Source organism: Azomonas macrocytogenes (assembly GCF_014191985.1).
GTDB lineage: Bacteria > Pseudomonadota > Gammaproteobacteria > Pseudomonadales > Pseudomonadaceae > Azomonas > Azomonas macrocytogenes.
This window is the reverse complement of record NZ_JACHXI010000004.1, coordinates 124,542-147,793: the sequence shown is the minus strand read 5'-3', so window position 1 is coordinate 147,793 and position 23,252 is coordinate 124,542. Positions and strand designations below refer to the sequence as shown.

Annotated in this window: 22 protein-coding genes and 3 tRNA genes; 7 read left to right on the top strand and 18 right to left on the bottom strand. The window is 57.8% G+C overall.

Annotation, left to right across the window (positions count from 1 at the left end; all coding sequences use genetic code 11):
- Positions 1–63: 63 nt before the first annotated feature.
- From FHR87_RS05940 to murJ, 9 genes are all read right to left on the bottom strand, one after another.
- A tRNA-Thr gene (locus tag FHR87_RS05940) sits at positions 64–139 on the bottom strand.
- A 9-nt stretch (positions 140–148) separates the two neighbouring features.
- A tRNA-Gly gene (locus FHR87_RS05935) sits at positions 149–222 on the bottom strand.
- 23 nt (positions 223–245) lie between these two features.
- Positions 246–330 (bottom strand) — tRNA-Tyr (locus tag FHR87_RS05930).
- A gap of 437 nt (positions 331–767) precedes the next feature.
- Complete coding sequence (ispH, locus tag FHR87_RS05925) at positions 768–1,712, bottom strand: 4-hydroxy-3-methylbut-2-enyl diphosphate reductase (protein WP_183165798.1); 945 nt, start codon at positions 1,710–1,712, stop codon at positions 768–770.
- 140 nt (positions 1,713–1,852) lie between these two features.
- Positions 1,853–2,290: an FKBP-type peptidyl-prolyl cis-trans isomerase gene (fkpB, locus tag FHR87_RS05920; protein ID WP_183165797.1), complete on the bottom strand. Its 438-nt coding sequence runs from the start codon at positions 2,288–2,290 to the stop codon at positions 1,853–1,855.
- The gene (lspA, locus tag FHR87_RS05915) at positions 2,287–2,787 is read right to left on the bottom strand and encodes a signal peptidase II (RefSeq protein ID WP_183165796.1); all 501 of its coding nucleotides are present in this window, start codon (positions 2,785–2,787) and stop codon (positions 2,287–2,289) included. The genes fkpB and lspA overlap by 4 nt, the downstream gene beginning before the upstream one ends.
- A 42-nt stretch (positions 2,788–2,829) precedes the next feature.
- Positions 2,830–5,661: an isoleucine--tRNA ligase gene (gene ileS, locus FHR87_RS05910; RefSeq protein ID WP_183165795.1), complete on the bottom strand. Its 2,832-nt coding sequence runs from the start codon at positions 5,659–5,661 to the stop codon at positions 2,830–2,832.
- A 15-nt stretch (positions 5,662–5,676) separates the two neighbouring features.
- Complete coding sequence (ribF, locus tag FHR87_RS05905) at positions 5,677–6,612, bottom strand: bifunctional riboflavin kinase/FAD synthetase (RefSeq protein ID WP_183165794.1); 936 nt, start codon at positions 6,610–6,612, stop codon at positions 5,677–5,679.
- Between the two features lie 73 nt (positions 6,613–6,685).
- A complete protein-coding gene (gene murJ / locus FHR87_RS05900) occupies positions 6,686–8,233 on the bottom strand; it encodes a murein biosynthesis integral membrane protein MurJ (RefSeq protein ID WP_183165793.1) in 1,548 nt (515 codons plus the stop codon).
- A 316-nt stretch (positions 8,234–8,549) separates the two neighbouring features.
- Between murJ and rpsT the strand changes: the two genes are divergently transcribed.
- The gene (rpsT, locus tag FHR87_RS05895; RefSeq protein WP_183165792.1) at positions 8,550–8,828 is read left to right on the top strand and encodes a 30S ribosomal protein S20; all 279 of its coding nucleotides are present in this window, start codon (positions 8,550–8,552) and stop codon (positions 8,826–8,828) included.
- A gap of 118 nt (positions 8,829–8,946) precedes the next feature.
- On the opposite strand, the gene FHR87_RS05890 is transcribed toward rpsT, so the two are convergent.
- From FHR87_RS05890 to rplU, 5 genes are all read right to left on the bottom strand, one after another.
- The gene (locus FHR87_RS05890) at positions 8,947–9,408 is read right to left on the bottom strand and encodes a CreA family protein (protein WP_183165921.1); all 462 of its coding nucleotides are present in this window, start codon (positions 9,406–9,408) and stop codon (positions 8,947–8,949) included.
- A 7-nt stretch (positions 9,409–9,415) separates the two neighbouring features.
- Positions 9,416–10,531, bottom strand: a complete 1,116-nt coding sequence (proB, locus tag FHR87_RS05885; RefSeq protein WP_183165791.1) for a glutamate 5-kinase — start codon at positions 10,529–10,531, stop codon at positions 9,416–9,418.
- Positions 10,532–10,593: 62 nt separating this feature from the next.
- Positions 10,594–11,811, bottom strand: a complete 1,218-nt coding sequence (cgtA, locus tag FHR87_RS05880; RefSeq protein ID WP_183165790.1) for an Obg family GTPase CgtA — start codon at positions 11,809–11,811, stop codon at positions 10,594–10,596.
- Positions 11,812–12,012: 201 nt separating this feature from the next.
- Positions 12,013–12,270 (bottom strand): 50S ribosomal protein L27, encoded by a 258-nt coding sequence (rpmA, locus tag FHR87_RS05875; RefSeq protein ID WP_183165789.1) that lies wholly within the window; start codon positions 12,268–12,270, stop codon positions 12,013–12,015.
- A gap of 33 nt (positions 12,271–12,303) precedes the next feature.
- The gene (gene rplU, locus FHR87_RS05870) at positions 12,304–12,615 is read right to left on the bottom strand and encodes a 50S ribosomal protein L21 (RefSeq protein ID WP_183165920.1); all 312 of its coding nucleotides are present in this window, start codon (positions 12,613–12,615) and stop codon (positions 12,304–12,306) included.
- A gap of 241 nt (positions 12,616–12,856) precedes the next feature.
- Between rplU and FHR87_RS05865 the strand changes: the two genes are divergently transcribed.
- Both FHR87_RS05865 and FHR87_RS05860 read left to right on the top strand, forming a co-directional pair.
- Entirely contained in the window at positions 12,857–13,825 is a 969-nt protein-coding gene (locus FHR87_RS05865; RefSeq protein ID WP_183165788.1) for a polyprenyl synthetase family protein, read from the top strand.
- Positions 13,826–13,948: 123 nt separating this feature from the next.
- A complete protein-coding gene (locus tag FHR87_RS05860) occupies positions 13,949–14,173 on the top strand; it encodes a PA4570 family protein (protein WP_183165787.1) in 225 nt (74 codons plus the stop codon).
- Between the two features lie 28 nt (positions 14,174–14,201).
- Here the strand turns inward: FHR87_RS05860 and FHR87_RS05855 are convergent, their stop codons facing one another.
- Positions 14,202–14,819, bottom strand: coding sequence for a BamJ family beta-barrel-assembly machinery protein (locus FHR87_RS05855; protein WP_183165786.1), 618 nt, complete (start codon positions 14,817–14,819; stop codon positions 14,202–14,204).
- A 402-nt stretch (positions 14,820–15,221) separates the two neighbouring features.
- Between FHR87_RS05855 and modA the strand changes: the two genes are divergently transcribed.
- The 3 genes from modA (at position 15,222) to modC (ending at position 17,939) form a co-directional block, all read left to right on the top strand.
- Positions 15,222–15,989, top strand: coding sequence for a molybdate ABC transporter substrate-binding protein (gene modA, locus FHR87_RS05850; protein ID WP_183165785.1), 768 nt, complete (start codon positions 15,222–15,224; stop codon positions 15,987–15,989).
- Between the two features lie 144 nt (positions 15,990–16,133).
- Complete coding sequence (gene modB / locus FHR87_RS05845) at positions 16,134–16,823, top strand: molybdate ABC transporter permease subunit (protein ID WP_183165784.1); 690 nt, start codon at positions 16,134–16,136, stop codon at positions 16,821–16,823.
- 48 nt (positions 16,824–16,871) lie between these two features.
- Positions 16,872–17,939: a molybdenum ABC transporter ATP-binding protein gene (gene modC / locus FHR87_RS05840; RefSeq protein ID WP_338021224.1), complete on the top strand. Its 1,068-nt coding sequence runs from the start codon at positions 16,872–16,874 to the stop codon at positions 17,937–17,939.
- Positions 17,940–17,958: 19 nt separating this feature from the next.
- On the opposite strand, the gene FHR87_RS05835 is transcribed toward modC, so the two are convergent.
- The 3 genes from FHR87_RS05835 to mscL all read right to left on the bottom strand — a co-directional run bounded on the left by FHR87_RS05835 (position 17,959) and on the right by mscL (position 21,647).
- Positions 17,959–18,282, bottom strand: coding sequence for a PA4575 family protein (locus FHR87_RS05835; RefSeq protein WP_183165782.1), 324 nt, complete (start codon positions 18,280–18,282; stop codon positions 17,959–17,961).
- Between the two features lie 171 nt (positions 18,283–18,453).
- Positions 18,454–20,898 carry a Lon protease family protein gene (locus FHR87_RS05830; protein ID WP_183165781.1) on the bottom strand — a complete coding sequence of 815 codons (2,445 nt, stop codon included), beginning with the start codon at positions 20,896–20,898 and terminating at the stop codon, positions 18,454–18,456.
- Between the two features lie 338 nt (positions 20,899–21,236).
- Positions 21,237–21,647, bottom strand: a complete 411-nt coding sequence (gene mscL / locus FHR87_RS05825) for a large-conductance mechanosensitive channel protein MscL (RefSeq protein WP_183165780.1) — start codon at positions 21,645–21,647, stop codon at positions 21,237–21,239.
- A gap of 202 nt (positions 21,648–21,849) precedes the next feature.
- On the opposite strand from mscL, the gene radA reads away from it, so the two are divergent.
- Positions 21,850–23,211 carry a DNA repair protein RadA gene (gene radA / locus FHR87_RS05820; RefSeq protein WP_183165779.1) on the top strand — a complete coding sequence of 454 codons (1,362 nt, stop codon included), beginning with the start codon at positions 21,850–21,852 and terminating at the stop codon, positions 23,209–23,211.
- The last annotated feature ends 41 nt before the right edge of the window (positions 23,212–23,252 follow it).

The window sequence follows — 23,252 nt, the reverse complement described above, 5'->3', positions numbered from 1 at the left end:
CACTCGAAATCTTTATATTCATAAAGAAAGGCAGATACTTTCATATCTGCCTTTACCACAAGATGGAGCTCATGAGCGGATTTGAACCGCTGACCTCACCCTTACCAAGGGTGTGCTCTACCAACTGAGCTACATGAGCAAATCAAGCTGGAGCGGGTAGCGGGAATCGAACCCGCATCATCAGCTTGGAAGGCTGAGGTTCTACCACTGAACTATACCCGCGATTACAACACTCACCACAAATATGGTGGAGGGAGAAGGATTCGAACCTTCGAAGTCGAAGACGTCAGATTTACAGTCTGATCCCTTTGGCCACTCGGGAATCCCTCCACAGAGAGAGGCGACATCTTAACGCCTCAATCACTTCTGTCAATAGCTTTCTGTTTTAAAACATGCAGTTAGCTTTTGACGTAATTACAGAGCAAGCCGCTTCAAATCAAGCACCCTGTAAAGCGGGCGCATTATATTGAAAAGTAGCAATGCAAACAAGACTAATCACATGAACATCCAAGGCAAACGCGCTATACCCTTCTTGCAGCAGTGGGTAATTCCAAGTAGAGGAAGAGCTTTTCGAGCCACCTCATGCTTCCCAATCCTCAGCCCTACCTTTTGCACTGTACATGGCCACGCTGTCGGGCGTTCGCTAGGACCCGCTGATGCGAGCGCACCATTAACAGTTCAGAGCTATTGAACTCAAGCCAGGCTTGGAGCAGCACAAGGCCAGGTGATCCAGTTGTCAGTACGAAGACAAAAGGCAATCTGGCGAATCAAGCCTCCCGTAATCTGAGCTCTTTGGGTATTGAGAAAGTAACGTTCTCCACCTGGCCATCCAACTCATCAACACTACTGCCCCCCCAACCTCTCAGTTGCTCGATGACTCTTTGCACCAGAATCTCGGGAGCTGAGGCACCGGCAGTAATACCGACATGCTCGACGTCTGCAAACCATTCCCTTTTCAAATCCTCGACGTTATCGATCAAATGAGCGGGCGTCCCCAGACGCTCGGCCAGTTCGCGCAAGCGGTTGGAATTGGAGCTGTTGGGGCTACCGACCACCAGGAGCAGATTGCATTCGCTAGCCAGTTGCTTGATTGCATCCTGGCGATTTTGGGTGGCGTAACAGATATCGTCCTTACGCGGGCCGCCAATCTCCGGAAAGCGCTTGCGTAAAGCATCGATCACCCGAGCGGTGTCATCCATGGACAAGGTTGTCTGGGTGACAAAAGCCAGCTTGCCAGGATTACGCACAGTGAGGCGAGCCACATCTTCTTCGTTCTTGACCAGATAAATGGCTCCACCATTACGTCCGTCGTACTGCCCCATGGTCCCTTCGACTTCAGGATGTCCGGCATGGCCAATGAGAATGCACTCACAACCATCGCGACTATACTTGGCCACTTCCAGATGCACCTTGGTTACCAGCGGACAGGTAGCATCAAATACCTTGAGGCCGCGTCGTTCGGCTTCCTGGCGCACGCTCTGAGATACTCCATGAGCACTGAAGATGACGATGGCATTATCTGGAATCTGATCGATTTCTTCGACGAAAACAGCTCCTCGCGCACGCAGATCCTCTACGACAAATTTGTTGTGCACGACCTCGTGGCGCACATAGATGGGCGAGCCGAAAACCTCCAAAGCGCGATTGACGATCTCGATGGCTCGATCGACACCAGCACAGAAACCACGAGGATTGGCGAGCTTGATATGCATGATTGGCTCTCGATACGCGTCAGGGGCATGGAAACCGGCATCAACCTTGATCGCTTGAACAAACCGGTAAAGCGACTGTGGAATCACAACAATTAAAGCGAATTGAAATTAAAGAGAGCTTCTTCCGTATATTTAATTACCTAGAACGGATTGACCTCTATGATTTCCACATCGAAAGACAGCGCCTTACCGGCCAACGGATGATTGAAATCGACCGTAACTTGGTTGTCATCGAATACCTTGATCACTCCCGGCAGTTCGGCATTGGCTGCATCGTTGAAGATCACCAGCAATCCTTCCGAAAGCTCCATACTTTCAAATTGATTGCGCGACATGACCTGAACATTCTGAGGATTATGCTGGCCAAACCCCTGCTCTGGCAGGATGGTCAGAGTGCGTCTGTCGCCAGCCTTGAGGCCATAAAGCGCCTGTTCGAAACCTGGCAGCAGGTTTCCATCGCCAACCTTGAACGTGGCGGGTTTTTTCTCAAAGGTACTGTCGACCACTTCGCCATTGTCGAGCTTGAGCGCAAAATGCAGGGTGACCGCCTTATCAGGCCCGATACGTTGTTCAGTCATTGACTGAGTTCTCCGGATTTATTGCCTCTGAACATGTCCAACGCCAGCATCACGGCGCCGATGGTGATTGCGGTGTCGGCAATATTGAACGCAGGAAAGCGCCAGCGATCCTGCCAATGCACCAGAATAAAATCGATCACATGACCAAGCACAACACGATCATAGAGATTGCCTAGCGCACCACCAAGCACCAATGCAAGCGCGATCGCGACCCAAGTTTCTTCTGGTTTCAGACGTTTCATCCAGATTACCAGCATGGCACTGACCAATATGGCGATGGCTGCGAATAACCAGCGCTGCCAACCGGAATGATCGGCAAGAAAGCTGAAGGCAGCACCGGTATTGTAGGCCAGGGTCCAGCTGAAGAGGTCAGGAATTACCTGAACGCGCTGGTAAAGCGCCAGCGTGTTCTCAGCGTATATTTTACTAGCCTGATCGATAACGATGACCAGCACACTGAGCCAAAGCCAGGAAAGCTTGCCAAAGCGCGCGATCATGACGAGCCGCCTTGCGAAATGACATCTGCCGCTAGAAATTCGTCACGCATAGTGACGAACCTCGCCATCGCCATCGATATTTTCGATACAACGACCACAGAGCTCCGGATGATCGGCATGGGTTCCAACGTCCGGCAAGTGATGCCAGCAGCGGCCGCACTTGGCATGCTCGGTCTTTTTCACCAGTAATTTAAGCCCGTTCAACTCGCTGCTCACCGCTTCGACAGGAGCCTGGTTCAAAGGAGCCAAGGTTACGGCAGAAGCGATCAAGACAAAACGTAGCTCATTGCCCAATTTGGCCAACTCGACTGCCAGCGAATCTTCCGCGTAGAGCGTGATTTCCGCCTGCAAGTTGCCACCAATGATTTTGGCGGCACGCTGATTCTCCAACTCCTTGTTCACCGCCGACTTGACCGCCATCACCTTGTCCCAGAAGGCACGTCCCAGCTCGGTGTTTTCTGGCAGTTCAGCCAGCCCGTCGTACCAGGTGTTCAGCATCACCGATTCGTTGCGGCTGCCCGGCAGGTATTGCCAGATTTCATCGGCGGTGAAGGCGAGGATCGGCGCGATCCAGCGCACCAGCGCCTCAGCGATGTGGTACAGCGCGGTCTGACAGGAACGGCGCGGCAGGCTATCGGCGCCGGTGGTGTACTGGCGGTCCTTGATGATGTCGAGGTAGAAGCCGCCCAGCTCCTGCACGCAGAAGTTGTGCACCTTCTGGTAGACCACCCAGAAACGGTAGTCGTCGAAAGCTTCTTCGATTTCCCGCTGCAACAGCAGCGCGCGATCGATGGCCCAGCGGTCCAGGGCGATCAGGCGGTCATTGGGCAGCAGGTCCCTGTCCGGGTCGAAGCCGTTCAGGTTGGAGAGCAGAAAGCGCGCGGTGTTGCGGATGCGCCGGTAGGCATCGGCGCTGCGCTGGAGGATCTGGTCGGACACCGCCATTTCGCTGGAATAGTCGGTGGCGGCCACCCACAGGCGCAGGATGTCAGCGCCCAGGGTATCGGTCACCTTCTGCGGCGCGATCACGTTACCCAGGGACTTGGACTGCTTGCGACCCTGCTCGTCGACGGTGAAGCCATGGGTCAGCAGCGTCTTGTAAGGCGGATGGCCGTCGATGGCGCAGCCGGTCAGCAGGGACGAGTGAAACCAGCCGCGATGCTGATCGGAACCCTCCATGTACAGGTCGGCGCGCGGCCCGCTGGCATGGCCGAGCGGATGGGAACCGCGCAGCACATGCCAATGGGTGGTGCCGGAGTCGAACCACACGTCCAGAGTATCGCTGATCTTGTCGTACTGGGCGGCTTCCTCGCCCAGCAGCTCGGCGGCGTCCAGCTTGAACCAGGCCTCAATCCCCTGCTGCTCGACGCGCTCGGCCACCGCCTCTATCAACTCGACGGTGCGCGGGTGCAACTCGCCGCTTTCCTTGTGCAGGAAGAACGGAATCGGCACGCCCCAGTTGCGCTGGCGCGAGATGCACCAGTCCGGGCGGCCGGCGATCATGTTGTGCAGGCGCGCCTGGCCCCAGGCCGGGATGAAGCGGGTCTGCTCGATGCCTTTCAGCGCCCGCTCGCGCAAGGTCGCGCCCTGGTCGGGCTGCGTGTCCATGCCGATGAACCATTGCGCGGTGGCGCGATAGATCAGCGGGGTCTTGTGGCGCCAGCAATGCATGTAGCTGTGGCTGATGCTTTCGTGCTTGAGCAGCGCGCCGACTTCGGCCAGCTTGGCGACGATGTTCGGATTGGCCTTCCAGATGAACTGGCCGCCGAAGAACGGCAGCGACTCCACGTAGACGCCGTTGCTCTGCACCGGACTGAGAATCTCGTCGTTGTGCAGGCCGTAGCGCTTGCAACTGTAGAAGTCGTCCTCGCCGTAGGCCGGCGCCGAATGGACAATGCCAGTGCCGGCGTCCAGCGCCACGTAGTCGGCCAGGTAGATCGGCGAGAAGCGCTCGTAGAAGGGATGGCGGAAGCGGATCAGCTCCAGCGCCTCGCCCTTCGCGGTGGCGATCACCTGTCCTTGCAGGCCGTAGCGTTGTAGACTCGCCTCGACCAGTTCTTCGGCCAGCAGCAGCAGTCGCTCGCCGGTATCCACCAGCGCATAGTCGAACTCCGGGTGGACGTTGAGCGCCTGGTTGGCCGGAATGGTCCAGGGCGTGGTGGTCCAGATCACGATGGCGGTCGGCTTGGGCAGTTCGGCCAGGCCGAAGGCGGCGGCCAGCTTGTCGGCGTCTTCCACCGGAAAGGCCACGTCGATGGCGTCGGACTGCTTGTCCTGATACTCGACCTCGGCTTCGGCCAGGGCCGAACCGCAATCGAAGCACCAGTTGACCGGCTTCAGGCCCTTGAACACGAAGCCGTGCCTGACGATCTCGGCCAGGGCGCGGATTTCGCCGGCCTCGTTGGCGAAATCCATGGTCAGGTAGGGATTGTCCCAGTCGCCCAGCACCCCGATACGGATGAAGCCTTCCTTCTGCTCGGCGACCTGCTCGGCTGCGTAGGTGCGGCAGCGCTCGCGGGTCAGGTCCGCCGGCTGGTTCTTGCCGAAGGTGGTTTCGACCTTGTGCTCGATCGGTAGGCCATGGCAGTCCCAGCCCGGCACATAGGGCGCATCGAAGCCGCTCAGGGTCTTGGAGCGGGTGATCATGTCCTTGATGATCTTGTTCAACGCGTGGCCGATGTGGATGCTGCCGTTGGCGTAGGGTGGACCGTCGTGCAGGATAAATTTCGGGCGTCCCTCGCCAATACGACGCAGCTTCCGGTACAGGTCGATGCTGTTCCAACGCTGCAGGATCTCTGGCTCGCGCAGGGGCAGCCCGGCCTTCATCGGAAATTCCGTCGATGGCAAATTGAGGGTCGCTTTGTAATCGGTCATTTCGGTCCTGACTCGTTAAAGAGGGTTGGCACGCCAGTAGGCGCGAGCAGAGGCAATATCCATGTCGATAGCATTGCGCAGCGCTTCCAGCGAAGGAAATCGCTGCTCATCGCGTAACTTGCGCAGGAAGACCACCTCCAGGCGGCATCCATAGAGATCTCCCTGATAGTCCAACAGGTGCACTTCCAGATGAGGCAGCCCTTCGCTCTGTACCGAAGGCCGCATGCCAATATTGGCTATTGCCGGCCAGCGTCGGCCAGCCACCATCGCGGTAACGAGGAAAACCCCGGAAAGAGCCGTACGCCTGCGTTTCAACTGTATGTTGGCAGTCGGTGCATTCAGTTTGCGACCCAATTGCTGACCATACACAACGCGCCCGGCGATGCTATAAGGACGCCCCAACAGGGCCTCGGCCAACGCCAGATCACCATCAGCCAGAGCCTGGCGAACCCGAGAGCTGCTGACGCGCGCACCATCAACTTCGATAGTGGAAGCCGCTTCCACCGTAAAGCCCTCGGCGACCCCGGCCTTGACCAGAAAATCGAAATCGCCGGAACGATCACAGCCAAAGCGGAAATCGTCACCGACCTCCAGTTGCCGCACGCCCAGCCCTTCTACCAATACCGTATGCACGAAATCAGCGGCACCCAACTCGCGCAGGCGCCGGTTGAAAGCCAGGCACAAGACCCGGTCGACACCCTGCTCGTCGAGCAGAGTCAATTTCTCGCGCAATCGGGTCAGGCGCGCAGGGGCATGTCCCGGAGTAAAGAACTCGCGCGGTTGCGGTTCGAAGATTACCACACAGCCAGGCACGCCAAATTCCTGCGCACGCTCGCGCAGCCGCGCCAGAATGGCCTGATGTCCCCGATGCACACCGTCGAAATTACCGATGGTAGCAACGCACCCTCGGTGTGAAGGTTGTAAATTATGAATACCTCGAACCAGCTGCATACCGCACTATTTGCTCGTAAATTGATCGATTATACGCACGAGCCTGCTATCTCGGACAGGCTCAAGAAATCTGCTAATGTCGCAAATGATGCGGTCGCAATCCCAGAAGCAACAAACCAGCCACAAAGGCACCGATACCGACCGAAACCAGCAAGGTCAATTGCCAGACCCGCTGCTGCCAATTCCAGGCGAACCATTCGGCAGCCGGTGCATTCAGCCAGAAAATCACGGCTATCATGGCCACACAACCGCCGGCAAGGCGAATACTGAACGCCCCCCAACCCGGTCTCGGCTGAAATACCTTCGACCGATAGAGTCCCCAGAACAGCATGATGGCATTGAGCATGGATGATAGCGACGTCGCCAGCGCCAGCCCGACATGTTGCAACGGCCAGATCAGGATCAGATTGAAGCCCATGTTCGCCACCATACAGGTGATGGCAATGCGGACTGGCGTCTTCATATCCTGCCGAGCGAAAAAACCGGGGGCCAGCACTTTGACCAGCATGAACGCCAGTACTCCCAGGGAATAGGCCTCCAAAGCTCGCGAAGACTGTACCACGGCCTCCTCACTCATGGCGCCGTAGAAGAACAACCCGGTGATCAGCGGCGTGGAAAGGAACCCCAGGGCCAGTGCCGCAGGCACGCCTACCAGCAACACCATGCGCAGTGCCCAGTCGAGGGTCGCGGAAAACGCTTTGACATCCTCTCCTGCATGCTGTCGCGACAAACTAGGCAAGATCACCGTACCGATGGCAATCCCGAAGGCACCTAGCGGCAATTCCGACAAACGATCGGCGTAATACAACCAGGACACACTGCCAGTTTGCAGAAAGGATGCCAGCACAGTATCCAGCAGAAGGTTGATCTGACTAACCGATACGCCAAGCAGCGCCGGCACCATCAGCAGCAGAATGCGTCGGACGCCTTCATCACGCGGCTTCACCTGCGGCCTGGGCAACAACCCCAGGCTAGCCACATAAGGCAATTGGAAGCCCAGTTGGACAATCCCGGCGATGAATACGCCCCAGGCCAGCGCTGTAACAGGCTGATCTAAATATGGAGAAAGAAACACCGCCGAAACGATCATGCAGACGTTCAGCAATACCGGGGTAAATGCCGGCACGGCAAACTTGCCATAAGTATTGAGTACACCAGCAGTAAACGCCGTTAGCGAAATCAGCAGCAAGTAAGGAAAGGTAATCCGCAGCAGATCGCCTGCCAGTGCCATCTTCTCCGGCTCGTCGCGAAAGCCCGGAGCAAATACCATGACCAGATAAGGCGCAGTAATGACACCAAAAGCTGTGATGACGCTAAGAATCAGTCCAAGCATGCCGAAGGTGCGATCGACTAGCTCCTTAACCTCGATCTGGCTGCGCTTGGTGCGATATTCCGAAAGCACCGGGACGAACGCCTGGGCGAAGGCACCTTCGGCAAACAATCGGCGCAGGAAATTGGGAATCCTGAAGGCAATGACGAAGGCATCGGCCGCCGTTCCAGAACCGAAGTAGCTTGCAATCACCATATCGCGCGCCATGCCCAATATGCGGGAAAGCATGGTCATTACACTGACTACAGCACCTGAACGCAGCAAACCGCCCTTGCCGGAATTTTCGGACATTTTCCTTCCCAGTTAGCACCGCGATTGAACAGTCTGGATACAGCCTGACCGTAAATCGAAGAGATGCGATAAATCGGCAAAGCCAGCGAGTGTAGCCCTACCCCTGCCGCCAAGCCAGTACCGAAAGACCGTCGAATGTCCGAACAAATCAGCCATGTACTGAACGGGCATACCAGGCAAAGCGCTTCCCAGTTTATGCCAGGGAAACAAATACGCCACGATACTCAGCCGCCAGACTTGACAATGAAGCCTCGCCTCGGCATGCTTTGCGGCCTTAATTTAGCTGGTTAATCCAAGTTTCCCGAGGAGTTCGAAGGTGGCCAACAGCCCTTCCGCCAAAAAACGCGCAATTCAGGCTGAGAAGCGTCGCAGCCACAACGCAAGCTTGCGCTCCATGGTTCGCACTTACATCAAGAATGTGGTCAAGGCAATCGATGCCAAAGATCTGGAAAAAGCCAAAGCTGCCTATATTGTTGCTGTTCCAGTGATCGACCGCATGGCCGACAAAGGTATCATCCACAAAAACAAGGCTTCTCGTCACAAGAGCCGCCTGAATGCTCACATCAAGGCCCTTGGTGAAGCTGCTGCAGCCTGAGCGGGATGATCGAAAAACCGGCCGCGGGCCGGTTTTTTTATGCCGGTGATTTCTATCCCCCACCAATGGCCGAATCGTCATCGCAATATCAGCCTGATGATTCATTTCTGCCTGATTATTACTGCCCAGGCCACGGCATGATTGGAACAGCCGTTACCCCATTCTGCGGGCTACCGTCGATCACCTTGTCGCTGTACACCAGATAGATCAGCGAGTTGCGATCCTTATCGTGGAAGCGTACTACCTGCATGCTCTTGAATACCAGCGAAGTACGCTCCTTGAACACTACCTCGCCATTCTTGAACTCTTCCTTGAAGCGGATCGGTCCGACTTGACGACAAGCGATAGACGCTTCGGCACGATCTTCGGCCAAACCCAATCCTCCCTTGACACCACCAGTTTTGGCACGCGACAGGTAACAAGTCACGCCCTCGACGACGGGATCATCGAAAGCCTCGATCATAATCTTGTGATTCGGCCCGACCCACTTGAACGCGGTATCGACCTCACCCACTTCACGCGCCATACTCGATAACGGTAGAACCAGTAGAAAAGCGGCAAACGAACAAGCCAGACGCATAGTCACCTCAAAGCACGATCATGTTGTCCCGATGAATCAACTCGGGCTCATCGATATAACCCAGTACTTTCTCGACCTCATCGGTCGATCGACCAAGAATCCTTTGCGCTTCGAGAGCCGCATAATTGACCAGGCCACGCGCGACCTCCAAGCCGTTTGGGCCGATGCAGACCACCATCTCACCACGACGAAAGCTGCCTTCCACCGACTTGACACCGACCGGCAGAAGGCTTCGCCCCTGGCGCAGAGCATTCACGGCACCAGCATCGAGCGTCAGCCTGCCACGCATTTGCAGGTGCCCGGCCAGCCACTGCTTGCGCGCAGCATGCCGGGTGCGCTCGGGTGAAAGCAGAGTTCCCAGGCACTCACCATCCTTGAGGCGCGCCAACACCTGCTCGATACGCCCACCAACGATCACTGTATGCGCCCCCGAACGCGCGGCCAGACGGGCTGCGCGCAGCTTGGTCTGCATTCCGCCACGCCCGAGTATTCCACCACGGCCACCAGCCACCTCGTCCAGCAGTGGATCGTCAGCCCGCGCCTCACGAATCAATACAGCATCAGGCTTGATACCAGGATCGGCATCGAACATGCCATCTCGATCAGTCAGGATTACCAACAAATCGGCCTCGACCAGATTGGCTACGAGTGCCGCCAACGTATCGTTATCACCAAAGCGGATCTCATCGGTGACAACCGTATCATTCTCATTGATGACCGGCGTTACCTCCAGATCGAGCAGGGTTCGCAGAGTACTGCGGGCATTGAGATAACGCTTGCGGTCAGACAGATCATCATGAGTCAGCAGAATTTGTGCAGTATGCCGCCCATAATGCGCAAAACTGGACTCCCAGGCCTGCACCAACCCCATCTGACCAACTGCAGCCGCAGCCTGCAGCTCATGCACGGCCCTGGGTCGGGAAGACCAGCCCAGTTGGCTCATACCCGCAGCCACCGCTCCTGAAGAGACCAGAACCAGCTCGATTCCAGCCTCGCCGAGCCTGATCATCTGCTCGACCCAGACAGCCATGGCAGACCGATCCAAGCCACGGCCATCGGCCGTCAGCAAAGCGCTGCCGATCTTCACTACCCAGCGCCGTGCGCCGGTAACCTTGTCCCGCATGCTCATCCACCCTAAGGCGCGTTCACAATGAATAGAGTTTTAGCCGGCATTCCTGGCGTGCTTCAGCGCACATAGAAAATCTCCGCACCCTCTTCGTCATCATTATCATCGTCGTCGAAATCATCGTCGGCTTCATCAGCCGCTTTGACACCAGCACGCCGCAAGGCACGCCGATCATCCAGCTCCTGCAGGCGCGCCCGTGCTTCACTTTCGATGCGCAAATCAAGCTCAGCCAACGCTTCGGCAAACTCCGGCTCTTCTTCGAGACGCACAGCACGCTCGTCCAGATAGCGCATGATGGCCTGGCTAAGCGCCTCGGTTCCCTCACGCTCCAGAGCGGAAATCACGAATACCGGGCCTTTCCAATCCAGCCGCTCGACGACCGCCGCCAAGCACTCTTCACGCTCATCATCCAGCAATTGATCAGCTTTGTTCAGTACCAGCCAGCGCTCACGCTCCAGCAGTGCCGGACTGAACTGCTCCAATTCGCCCAGGATGGTTTCCGCCGCATCGGCCGGATCACTGCCATCCAGAGGTGCCATATCGATCAAGTGCAGCAGCACTCGAGTACGCGTCAAGTGCTTGAGAAAGCGTGTACCTAGGCCAGCCCCCGCGGCTGCACCTTCGATCAGACCGGGAATGTCTGCCACCACAAAACTCTTGTAGCGGCTCACACTGACTACTCCCAGGTTCGGCACCAGGGTTGTAAACGGATAGTCCGCGACTTTCGGCTTGGCCGCAGATACTGCACGGATAAATGTGCTCTTGCCGGCGTTGGGTAATCCTAGCAGGCCAACATCCGCCAGTACTTTCAATTCAAGCTTGAGATCCCTGAATTCACCCGGCTTGCCCGGCGAGGTCTGGCGTGGAGCACGATTGGTACTCGACTTGAAGCGAGTATTACCCAGGCCGTGCCAGCCTCCCTGGGCCACCCTGAGGCGCTGTCCCGCCTTGGTCAGATCACCGATGATTTCCTGAGTATTTGCATCGATGATGGAGGTACCTACCGGGACTGGCAACACCAGGTCGTTGCCTTTTGCTCCCGTACAGTCGGTACTACCGCCATTTTGCCCCCGCTGGGCTTCGAAACGCCGTGTATAGCGATAATCCACCAGCGTATTGAGGTTCTCGTCGGCCTCCAGAAACACGGAACCGCCATCACCGCCATCGCCACCGTTGGGGCCACCCTTTTCGATGAACTTTTCACGACGAAAGCTCATACAGCCATTGCCACCATCGCCAGCTTTTACAAATATCGATACTTCATCGACGAATTTCATGGGTACGCCTCCCGCCATGACAGCGGGTAATCAAGGGAACATAAGACGAAGCAAACTGCCAGGCACAATCGAAGCCATCTTCAAAATAACACTCACCCGGCTCACAACACTTATCCAGGCAGCTCCAACAAGGAACGACAGACAGGATACAGAAACGAAAAAGCCCCGTCGGCAGACAGGGCTTTTTCGATGAACCTGGCTTCAGGCGGTCGCGATGCTTACATACTTGCGACCGAACGCACCCTTGACCTCGAACTTGACCACGCCATTCACTTTTGCGAACAGGGTGTGATCCTTGCCCAGACCAACGCCATAACCGGGATGGAACTTGGTACCGCGCTGACGAACCAGAATGTTGCCGGCTTGCACAGCCTGGCCACCGAACATTTTCACACCGAGGCGTTTACTTTCGGAATCGCGACCGTTACGGGTAGAACCACCAGCTTTCTTGTGTGCCATGAGTCAATGCTCCTCTCTAGGATTCAGGCTGGTTCAGCCCTGAATACCGGTAATTTTGACTTCAGTGAACCACTGACGGTGGCCCTGACGCTTCATGTGATGCTTGCGGCGACGAAACTTGATGATGCGAATCTTATCATGACGACCCTGCTCCACCACCTCTGCAGTAACTTTCGCACCATCGAGGACCGGAGCACCGATCTTCACGTCATCGCCGTTGCCGATCAACAGGACGCGGTCGAAGACCACAGGCTCGCCGGTACCGACCTCAAGCTTTTCGATTTTCAGAAATTCGCCTTCGGCAACCTTATATTGCTTGCCGCCGGTTACAATAACTGCATACATCATGAATCTCCGTTAATCCTGCTCACCCAGCGCTTTGTCGGAATGATTGATGGCTGGCATGGCTGCATGAGGCCGAAGAGAGGCTCATGCAATTGCGTAAGGCAGGCTGTGCCTATGAAAAGTGAAGGGTCGTGATTCTACGCACCCTCTTATTACCGTGCAAGGGCCATTAGGCCTTGCCTTGACAGGCATCACCCTCACCCCTAGCATGCCGCGCATTCACCGAGGAGGCCCGTCCGCGATGCAGCCCCAGTCCTTCCACCAGATCGTGTCAGACGATTTTGCCGCTGTCGACGGCATCATTCGCCAGCAACTTTCTTCACGCGTACCTCTGGTAGAGAAGATCGGAGATTATATTGTGTCGGCTGGCGGAAAACGCCTGCGGCCGTTACTGGTCCTACTCTGCGGCAATGCTCTCGGCTTTTCCGGCGAGCGCTTGCGCCTACTGGCAGCGATCATCGAATTTCTGCACACCTCTACCCTGCTGCATGATGACGTGGTCGACATGTCGGGCATGCGCCGTGGGCGCTCCACTGCCAATGCACTCTGGGGAAACGCACCGAGCGTGCTGGTAGGTGATTTCCTCTATGCACGTTCCTTCGAAATGATGGTTACGCTGGGTTCCATGCCACTGATGCATATCATCGCCCAGGCAACCCGTGTCATTGCCGAAGGCGAAGTACTACAGCTCTCCAAGGTCCGCGATGCCACTACGACCGAAGAAACCTACATGGAAGTGATCCGAGGCAAGACCGCAATGTTGTTCGAGGCTTCGACTCATGGCGCTGCAGCGCTGGCCGAGGCCACCGAAAGACAGAGTGAAGCCCTGCGCTGCTTCGGCGATTACCTGGGAATCGCCTTCCAGCTCGTCGACGACCTGCTGGACTACCGGGGTGACGCCGAAACACTGGGCAAGAATGTGGGAGACGATCTTGCCGAAGGCAAACCTACGCTGCCATTGATCTATACCATGCGCGAAGGCAGCCCCGAGCAAGCCACCCTGGTACGCAAGGCGATCCAGCAAGGTGGAGTTCAGGATCTCAAGGCGATAGTGGCTGCGGTGGAATCCGCCGGAGCCCTCGACTATACGGCGAATCTGGCTCGTGACTATGCAAAGCGCGCCATCGCCTGCCTGGACGACATTCCCACCAACCCTTATCGAGATGCACTGGTCGAGCTTACCGAATTCAGTATCGCCAGGGTTTATTGAGAAATCCACAAATACCGGCTCAAGTCAATAAGACGATGCATACTTGTGCCAAACGGTGAATAGTGCTTGCCATTTCACCAATAAGAATTATTCTCACATGGAAGACTTATTGGAGATGGAACCATGACTTACCTGATCGATGCCTGGCTTGACCGTCCACAACCTTACCTGCGCATCCTGCATCGGGAAACGGGCGAAGTGTGTGCCGTCCTGGAAGCCGACGCACTGGAAGAGCTACGCGACCATGGCGGACTCGATATGAGCGAACTCACTTCGAATGAACCCTTGGTTCTCAAGGAGCTGGTACGCAACCTGTTCCTATTCTGCTACGCACGAGCCTTGCGCTGATCGCCAGAAGGCGACCAGCGCGGCGCGCTCAGAGAATATCGAGCAGCTCGACATCGAAGATCAATACACTGTGCGGTGGAATGCTGCCAATGGCCTGTCCACCATAAGCCAGCTCGCTCGGTACATACAGGCGCCATTTGCTGCCGCCGTTCATCAACTGTAGCGCTTCGGTCCATCCAGCGATCACACCACCCACCGGGAATTCGGCTGGCTGTCCGCGCTGGTAGGAACTATCGAATACCGTGCCATCAACCAGCGTACCGTGGTAGTGGGTGCGAACGCTATCGTCCCGGTTCGGCCTGGGCCCTTCTCCTGTACTCAGCACCTCGTATTGCAACCCGGAAGGTAGTACGACAATGCCTTCACGCGTGGCATTGTCGGCCAGGAAAGCCTGGCCGGCTGCGGCTGCAGCCTCGGATTTGCTGGCCTCTTCAGCCTGCATGCGCTCGCGGATAACCCGGAAGCTTGCATTCAGTACTTCTGGGTCGATCCGACTGCCAGAGCCGGCAAAAGCATCACGAACCCCGGCAAGCACGGCTTCCAGATCGACTCCCGGCGGCGGATTTTCGCGTAGCTGGCCACCGAGTTGCAAGCCGATGCCATAGCTAACGCGTGCTTCGTCGCTGGAAAGTTCGGGTAAGGACATGGGAAAAGCTCCAAAAGCTGGAAAAGGCCGGCCACGCTAACACAAGTTCGCGCAATCCAAAGCTAGGCGAGTCCTGAACACCAGCCAGGATGGGCAGCCAGGCCTTGGATTTGCCGACCCTTCATCACTCCACACCACACATCGTACATTTTTGAACACAAGGGTACGCCAGCGAACATCAAGGACTATCTGCCTTTCATCTTTTCTTCGTTTTTTCGACATTCAGGGACTAACTCAGAATTTAGCACCTGAATGTACGCTTTTGGCACTGGCATGAGCATTGCGTTGGGCTTGACGACATCACACAAAGGACAGTGCTTGATGCCAAGGACAAGCCTACCGGGATGTGGCTTCGGCAGCATCGAGCCGGCAGGCATACACTTATACGGAGCGCCTGCCATCATGAAAAAACCACTTGCATCGCTTGCTTTCACACTTGTCGCCAGCCTTCTTTCCCTTTCGGCCCAGGCCAAGGAGCTCAAGGCCGTCACCGCCACCAACTTCCTCGGCACCCTGCAAGTACTGGCTGCCGAGTTCAAGAAGGATACCGGACACGATATCGTCATCAGTTCTGCCTCTTCCGGCCCGGCTTATGGGCAGATCGTGAACGGCGCACCCTACGACGTATTCTTCTCGGCCGACGTCAAAAATCCGCAAAGACTCGATGAGGAAGGCTATGCGCTGCCGAATTCTCGCTTCACCTACGCGGTGGGCGTACTGGTGCTCTGGTCGGCGAAGGCCGACCTGGTGGATGATCAAGGCAAGGTGCTGGCCAAGGACAACTGGAGGCACATCGCCGTTTCCAATCCGGAAATTGCTCCTTACGGCCTGGCCGGCACCCAGGTACTGACCAAGCTCGGTCTGCTGGACAAACTGGTCGCACAAAAACGCATCGTGCAGCCCAATAGCGTCGGCCAGGTCCATAGCCAGACCGCCTCGGGCGCAGCGGACCTGGGCTTCGTCGCCCTGGCGCAAGTCATCCAGCCCGACAACAGCATTCCCGGCTCGCACTGGTTCCCACCGGCCAGCGATTACGGCCCTATCGTGCAACAGGCCATCATCGTGAAGTCCACCAAGGAAGCGGAACTGGCCAAGGCGTTCATGGACTGGGTCAAGGCTCCCAAAGCCGTGGAAATCATCAAGGCTGCCGGCTATTCGGTACCCGAGTGACCGACGACCGCCCCACACGGCTGCCGGCGAGCCCGGCCATGACGACTCCGGTGGTGCCCGAAAGGATGCCCCTCGCCCATCCGGCCGCGCGCCTTTGAGCCAACCCCGGATGCGTGGACGACCAAGCAACCTTGGAGAAACAGCATGTTCGGACTCACCGAGGCCGATCTCAGCACATTCTGGGTCACGCTGAAGCTGGCTACCGTCAGTACCCTGATCCTGGTGATCCTGTGCGCCCCACTGGCCTGGTGGCTGGCCCACACGCGCTGGAAAGGCAAGGTGGTGGTCGAAGCCCTGGTCGCCATGCCGCTGGTGATGCCGCCGACGGTCATGGGTTTCTATCTGCTGGTCTGGCTCGGCCCCCGAGGCTGGGTCGGCGGCTTCCTGGAATCCATCGGCCTGCACCACTTGGCGTTCACCTTCACGGGGATCGTACTGGGCTCCATGTTCTTTTCCTTGCCGTTCGTGGTCCAACCCCTGCAAAACGCTTTCGCATCAGCCGGCATCCGGGTGCTGGAAGTCGCCAATACCTTGAAGGCCTCGCCGCTGGATCGTTTCTTCACAATCATCCTGCCCCTGTCGCGACGAGGCTTTCTAAGCGCCTTCGTGCTCTCCTTCGCGCATACCTTCGGCGAGTTCGGCATGATCCTGATGATCGGCGGCAATATCCCCGGAGAAACCAAGGTGGCGTCCATCGCCATCTATGATCACGTGGAAACCCTGAACTATACGGCAGCCCATTCCCTGTCGCTGGTTCTGGTGCTCTCTTCTTTCTCCCTGCTGATGCTGATCTTCTTCCTCAACCGGCGTTTCAAGGTGGTCGGTGCCGCCTGAACCTCTCGTAACCCGATGGATCGACCTCCCCGGATTCAGGAAAACAGCGTGACTCTACAACTGGATTTCACCGTCAATCATGGCAGCTTCATCCTGGACACCAGACTGGAACTGCCCGACAAAGGCGTGACCGCCCTGTTCGGCCGCTCCGGCTCCGGCAAGACGACCCTGCTGCGCTGCATCGCCGGGCTGGAACACCCGCGCGGCGGACGTCTGGTTTTCCAGGGGGAAACCTGGCAGGACGAACGGACATTCCTGCCCACCTACAAACGCCCGCTGGGCTATGTTTTCCAGGAGGCCAGTCTGTTTCCCCACCTGAAGGTATTGCAGAACCTGGAATACGGCCTCAAGCGCGTTCCGCCCGGGAAACGCCGGGTCCGGATGGATCAGGTCATCCAGTTACTGGGGCTGGAGGGGTTGCTGGCACGCTATCCGGATCAAATCTCCGGCGGCCAGCGTCAGCGGGTATCCCTGGGACGTGCGCTGCTGACTAGCCCGGACCTGCTGCTGATGGACGAGCCCCTCGCCTCGCTGGACGCCACCAGCAAGGACGAGATTCTGCCTTTTCTCGAACGCCTGCGCGACGAACAGGCGCTGCCCATCATCTACATCAGCCACTCCATCGACGAGGTCATCCGCCTGGCCGACCATCTGGTTCTGCTGGACGATGGCAAAGTGGTCGCCCAAGGCGGCCTGCAAGCCCTGCTGACGGCCCGGGAGTTGCCCTTCATCCGGACGGAAAGCGCCTCCACCGCACTCCATGCTCAAGTATCCCACCCGGACGTGGGCGATGAGTTGACGGAACTGGCGGTCGAAGGCCAACCCTTGCTGATCGCCAAGTGTTCCGTGCCCACCGGGCAGCCTGTCCGGGTGAAGATCATGGCTCGGGATGTCGGCCTGGCGCTGACTCCGCCCACGGATACCAGCTTTCTGAACTGCCTGCGGGTGACGCTGCTGGACAGCCTGCCGGGAACGCTGCCCAGCCAGGCGCTGGTGCGCTTGAAACTGGGTGAGCAGATCCTGCTGTCACGGGTTTCCCGGCGTTCCGCCGGGCGGCTCGGGTTGCAGGCGGGACAAAGGCTTTATGCCTTGATAAAGGGCGTAGCGCTGAGTTGAGTCGAATTCGCCGTCGCTGCTACCAACCGCTCAGGAAACGTCCCTGGCCGGCATTGACCCGACGCAGCTCCGCCTGCATGTGCAACTGCCAGATGAAGGGTCCGCTGACCTGGCCGTAGCCTTGCTTGATGAGGTTGCCAATGACCGCGCCGAAGACCTCCTCGGCCTTGCGCATACCATGGAACGGTCCTTGGATCCGAACGGCAGTCGGCTGGGAATCGGCCACACCTGCCGCACATAGCAGGCTCCAGAGGCCCGTACCGCCTTTCAGCGGCCGGATTTCACATTCGATACGAGTTTCGAGGCCCAGGCATTGACGGGTCAGGCACATACTTCGCGGCATGATGGCAACCCTCGCTTCAGGCTGTCTCGCATCGCTCGACAAAAGCGTTCGGGACAGCCTGGGTACCGACAATAATGTCGGGAACCCTATTGATAAAAAATTAACCACATACACTTTCATGACCTGTTGCCTTTTCAATCGTTCCCGCTCTGGAGAACAGAGCGAAGCGGATCAGCCTTGCTCGATCTGCTGCTCGCCGGCAACCTTGGCCGCCAAAGCCGACAACGTAGTCCGATCCTCGAAAACCGGCTCCATCTCGGCAATATCCTTCAGCCGCTTTACGACCTTCGCATTGACGCTATGCTCCGGGAACAGGCCCTGCTCATCGGCTTGCCCAACCGCTTCGCCAACCAGCAGGGAAAGCGCCTCATCGACATGAGCCACGGCATATACGTTGAACACGCCTGCGCGCACCGCCTGCAGAACCCGCTCATCGAGCATCAGGGTAGACACGTTGGCCAAAGGAATGATCACCCCCTGCTCGCCAGTCAGCCCACGAGCTTCGCATAGCCGGAAAAAGCCTTCGGTTTTCTCGTTGACCCCGCCGACCGCCTGCACCTCACCGAACTGATTGATCGAACCGGTGATGGCGAAACACTGCTTGAGCGGTGTGCGTGACAGAGCCGAGATCAGCGTACAGACCTCTCCGAGCGAAGCGCTGTCGCCATCCACATAGCCATAGGATTGCTCCAGCGCAATGCTGGCCGAAATCGCCAGCGGAAACTCCTGAGCATAACGGCTGCCCAGATAACCAGTGAGGATCATTACGCCCTTGGAGTGAATCGGCTGCCCCAGATTGACCTCGCGTTCGATATCGACAATGCCGGAGGCTCCCGGATAGACGGTAGCGGAAATGCGCGCCGGTACGCCGAAAGCTGAATCGCCCACATCCAGTACGGTCAAGCCGTTGCACTTGCCGATGGCAGCGCCAGTCGTATCGATCAGGATGATGCCGGCCAGCATGTCATCGAGAATTCGCGCAGAAACGCGCCCCGTGCGGGTTGCCTTGGCCTTGATAGCGCGCTCGACATGCTCGGCATCGGTCAGCTCGTCCTTGGCCAGCGAACGAAGGAAGTCGGCCTCGCTGAGCAACTGAAACAGATCGCCAATGCGTGCCGACAAACGCCCCTGATGCTCGGCCAGACGAGCACTATAGGTTGCCAGCCGCGCGACGGCAGCAGCGGTCAAGGCTGCCATGCCTTCTTCCGAAGTACGGGTTTTCAGCAACTGGGCAAACTGCTCGAGCGTGTCCCCGGAAAGCCTGATGTCATCGTCGAAATCCACCAGAACCCGAAACATCTCCTGGAAGTCTGGATCTGCATCCTGCAAGGCGTAGTACAGCTGCCGCGAACCGATGATGACGACCTTCAAGCGCAGCGGAATGACTTCCGGGGTCAGGCTCATCGTAGCCATGCGCCCCAGTTCAGCCAGCGGTGACTCCATCTTCAGTTGGTTCGATTGCAAGGCGCGCTTGAGTGCCTCCCAGACGAAGGGTTCACCGAACAGCTTCTCTGCCTCCAGGATCAGGAACCCACCGTTGGCACGATGCAAAGCACCAGGGCGCAGTTGGCGATAACTGGTATACAGCGCGCCCTGATCGGTACCGTATTCGATTCGGCCGAACAAATTGTCGTAGGTTGGGTGCGATTCGAACACCACCGGCACCCCCCCTTGGGCATGATGGCCAACCACCAGGCTCGGGCTGTACTGCTCTTCCAGCAGGTTGCGCGCCTGGGTTTCGCTGCGCACCTCTTCGGCCAGGTGCTCGACGATGGTACGCAGCAGATCGACCTGCATTGCCTGCAGATAGCTTTCCACTCCGGCATTTTCTGCGTATTTCTGCGCCAGTGGCGACAATAACGGCTGCAGCGCCTGGGTAATGGTTTCCTCATTGAGCAAGCGCAACTGGTTGCTCGATTCACGCTTCCATTGCGGCAGACTGGACAGCTCATCGTTCAAACGCTCTTCCAGAGCGGTAATGTTTTCGTGATAGCGCTCCCGCTCGTCTTCCGGCAACTGGGCGAATTCCGCCTCGTCCATCGACTTGCCGTCTTTCATGGGGGTGAAGGCGATATTGGTGTTGTCGCGATAGAGCGCAATCTGCTTGTCCAGCGCCAGCCGCTCGATCACATCCAGCGCCTTGTCGTAGCGCTGGTTGAAGGCTCGATCGATCGCACTTTTCTTCTGCTGGTAGCTAGGATGCTCGAACACAGCCGGAAAGGTCGCCAGCAGATTGTCGATCAGCTGGTCGATATCGGCGATGAATTCACTGGCGCTGCCTGGCGGCAATTCCAGAGCTCGCGGCTCACGTGGTTCGTCGAAATTATTGACGTATACCCAGTCGGCCGGCGTTGGCATGCGCTTGCCTTCTGCCTTGAGGTAGCGCTGGACATAGGAAGACCGCCCGGTCCCCGACTCCCCCATGACATAAACGTTATAGCCATGACGAGGCATCGCCACGCCGAATTGCAGAGCCTCGACCGCCCGCTCCTGCCCAAGAACGCCGAGAAAAGGATCGAGCTCCTCGGTCGTAGCGAAAGAAAATTGTGCCGGGTCAAAGGGACGAGTCAGTGCATCGGGTGCCAGACGCAGGCTGGCGGAAGGCGTATCGGGCATCAGGAATCCTTGCGATGGTAAAGCTTGGTAACTTGCGGGACTGGATGATTCTGGCCCTGCCTGCAGGCTCCTGCAAGGCAACACCAACGCCATAAGCGAAAGCTATGGAAGATCGGTAAGCGGTAAAGACCGCCAGCAACGTTCAAGCGGAGGGTATCGACAGGTTTAGGTGCATACCGGCTTGGGGCACTACCGGCGGCAAGCACAGAATTCAGCTGAAAATCATCGCGCAGGCGCAGAGCAGTCGAGCAGCAATAGCCGGCCTGTTATCCCTCAGCCGGCCAGCACCTCGGCCAGGCGCCCATTTACAGATCGCCAGACCGCTTGGCCCTGTACGGTCAGGAGCTACGTTGCTCTTTCAGCAGGTCACGGATTTCTGTCAGCAACTGCTCTTCCTTGGTGGGCGCCGCCGGCTCGCTAGGTGCCTGTGCTTCTTGCTTACGCAGGCGGTTGACCAGTTTGACGCCCAGAAATACGGCAAAGGCAATGATAGTGAAATCGATCACTGCCTGTATGAAAGCGCCGTATTTGAGCATTACCGCAGGCGTACTTTCCCCCGCATCCTTGAGTACGACGGCTAGATCGGAAAAATCCACACCGCCGATCAGCAACCCTAAAGGAGGCATGATCACATCCCCGACGAAGGAAGAAACGATCTTGCCGAAGGCTGCGCCGATAATGATCCCAACAGCCATGTCCACGACATTGCCCCGAACCGCGAAGGCCTTGAATTCGCTGATAAAACTCATGAAACCAGTCCTTATTTCCTGAGCGGCGGCGCCGCTGGTTGGTATTGATCCATAAACTGACAATTTATCCTGACCGTGGCTTTTTGCCGTAGGTTCCCCCTTCGGACAGCCCCTCTATGCCCGGCCCCAGCGTGTCGACAGCTTCCTCGAAACGGGGTGCGAGCCGTTAGAATGGAGTTTTTAGCGAAAGCAGAAATCAGTCATGGCCAAAGCCAAGCGCATGTATGGCTGTACCGAATGCGGCGCGACCTTTCCGAAATGGGCTGGGCAATGCGGCGAATGCGGTGCCTGGAACACCCTGGTGGAAACGCTCGTCGAAAATGCCCCGGCAGCCGGAGGACGCTCCGGCTGGGCGGGCGAGCAGGCCAATATCCGCACCCTGGCCGAAGTCAGTGTGGAGGAAGTACCGCGCTTTCCCACCGGTTCCAATGAGCTGGATCGGGTGCTGGGCGGCGGCTTGGTGGATGGCTCGGTGGTGCTGATCGGCGGCGATCCCGGGATCGGCAAATCCACCATTCTGCTGCAGACCCTGTGCAATATCGCCTCGCGCTTCGCCGCACTCTACGTCACTGGCGAGGAATCCCAGCAGCAAGTCGCCATGCGCGCCCGGCGCCTGGATCTGCCCCAGGACAAGCTCAAGGTGATGACCGAAACCTGCATCGAATCCATCATCACCACCGCTCGCCGTGAGCAGCCCAAGGTCATGGTGATCGACTCGATCCAGACTATCTACACCGAGCAGTTGCAATCGGCGCCGGGCGGCGTCGCCCAGGTGCGCGAAAGCGCGGCGCTGCTGGTGCGTTTCGCCAAGCAGAGCGGTACGGCGATCTTCCTGGTCGGCCATGTCACCAAGGAAGGGGCGCTGGCCGGCCCGCGCGTGCTGGAGCACATGGTCGATACCGTGCTGTATTTCGAAGGCGAGGCGGACGGTCGCCTGCGCATGTTGCGCGCGGTGAAGAACCGTTTCGGCGCGATCAACGAATTGGGGGTGTTCGGCATGACCGACAAGGGCCTGAAAGAGGTCTCCAACCCCTCGGCGATTTTTCTCACCCGGGCCCAGGAAGAGGTGCCGGGCAGCGTGGTGATGGCCACCTGGGAAGGATCGCGGCCGATGCTGGTGGAAGTGCAGGCGCTGGTAGACACCAGCCATCTGGCCAATCCGCGCCGGGTCACGCTGGGCCTGGACCAGAACCGCCTGGCCATGCTGCTGGCGGTGCTACATCGCCATGGCAGCATCCCGACCTATGACCAGGACGTGTTCATCAATGTGGTCGGCGGGGTCAAGGTACTGGAGACGGCGGTCGATCTGGCGTTACTGGCGGCGGTGATCTCCAGCCTGCGCAACCGCCCGCTGCCGCACGATCTGCTGGTATTTGGCGAGGTTGGCCTGTCCGGGGAAATCCGGCCGGTGCCCAGCGGCCAGGAGCGTTTGAAGGAAGCAGCCAAGCATGGCTTCAAGCGCGCCATCGTGCCCAAGGGCAATGCGCCGAAGGAAGCCCCGCCGGGGCTCACAGTGATCGCAGTCACGCGCCTGGAACAGGCGCTGGATGAACTGTTCGAGTAGCGGCCCAAGAGTCGGCGCACAAAAGCTATCGATGTTATAGC

What these genes read in the sequence shown, in the direction of transcription:
- ispH (WP_183165798.1), bottom strand. Translation starts at nt 1,712, where the DNA reads ATGCATATCAAGCTCGCCAATCCTCGTGGTTTCTGTGCTGGTGTCGAT.
- fkpB (WP_183165797.1), bottom strand. Translation starts at nt 2,290, where the DNA reads ATGACTGAACAACGTATCGGGCCTGATAAGGCGGTCACCCTGCATTTT.
- lspA (WP_183165796.1), bottom strand. Translation starts at nt 2,787, where the DNA reads ATGATCGCGCGCTTTGGCAAGCTTTCCTGGCTTTGGCTCAGTGTGCTG.
- ileS (WP_183165795.1), bottom strand. Translation starts at nt 5,661, where the DNA reads ATGACCGATTACAAAGCGACCCTCAATTTGCCATCGACGGAATTTCCG.
- ribF (WP_183165794.1), bottom strand. Translation starts at nt 6,612, where the DNA reads ATGCAGCTGGTTCGAGGTATTCATAATTTACAACCTTCACACCGAGGG.
- murJ (WP_183165793.1), bottom strand. Translation starts at nt 8,233, where the DNA reads ATGTCCGAAAATTCCGGCAAGGGCGGTTTGCTGCGTTCAGGTGCTGTA.
- FHR87_RS05890 (WP_183165921.1), bottom strand. Translation starts at nt 9,408, where the DNA reads ATGCGTCTGGCTTGTTCGTTTGCCGCTTTTCTACTGGTTCTACCGTTA.
- proB (WP_183165791.1), bottom strand. Translation starts at nt 10,531, where the DNA reads ATGCGGGACAAGGTTACCGGCGCACGGCGCTGGGTAGTGAAGATCGGC.
- cgtA (WP_183165790.1), bottom strand. Translation starts at nt 11,811, where the DNA reads ATGAAATTCGTCGATGAAGTATCGATATTTGTAAAAGCTGGCGATGGT.
- rpmA (WP_183165789.1), bottom strand. Translation starts at nt 12,270, where the DNA reads ATGGCACACAAGAAAGCTGGTGGTTCTACCCGTAACGGTCGCGATTCC.
- rplU (WP_183165920.1), bottom strand. Translation starts at nt 12,615, where the DNA reads ATGTATGCAGTTATTGTAACCGGCGGCAAGCAATATAAGGTTGCCGAA.
- FHR87_RS05865 (WP_183165788.1), top strand. Translation starts at nt 12,857, where the DNA reads ATGCAGCCCCAGTCCTTCCACCAGATCGTGTCAGACGATTTTGCCGCT.
- FHR87_RS05860 (WP_183165787.1), top strand. Translation starts at nt 13,949, where the DNA reads ATGACTTACCTGATCGATGCCTGGCTTGACCGTCCACAACCTTACCTG.
- FHR87_RS05855 (WP_183165786.1), bottom strand. Translation starts at nt 14,819, where the DNA reads ATGTCCTTACCCGAACTTTCCAGCGACGAAGCACGCGTTAGCTATGGC.
- modA (WP_183165785.1), top strand. Translation starts at nt 15,222, where the DNA reads ATGAAAAAACCACTTGCATCGCTTGCTTTCACACTTGTCGCCAGCCTT.
- modB (WP_183165784.1), top strand. Translation starts at nt 16,134, where the DNA reads ATGTTCGGACTCACCGAGGCCGATCTCAGCACATTCTGGGTCACGCTG.
- FHR87_RS05835 (WP_183165782.1), bottom strand. Translation starts at nt 18,282, where the DNA reads ATGCCGCGAAGTATGTGCCTGACCCGTCAATGCCTGGGCCTCGAAACT.
- FHR87_RS05830 (WP_183165781.1), bottom strand. Translation starts at nt 20,898, where the DNA reads ATGCCCGATACGCCTTCCGCCAGCCTGCGTCTGGCACCCGATGCACTG.
- mscL (WP_183165780.1), bottom strand. Translation starts at nt 21,647, where the DNA reads ATGAGTTTTATCAGCGAATTCAAGGCCTTCGCGGTTCGGGGCAATGTC.
- radA (WP_183165779.1), top strand. Translation starts at nt 21,850, where the DNA reads ATGGCCAAAGCCAAGCGCATGTATGGCTGTACCGAATGCGGCGCGACC.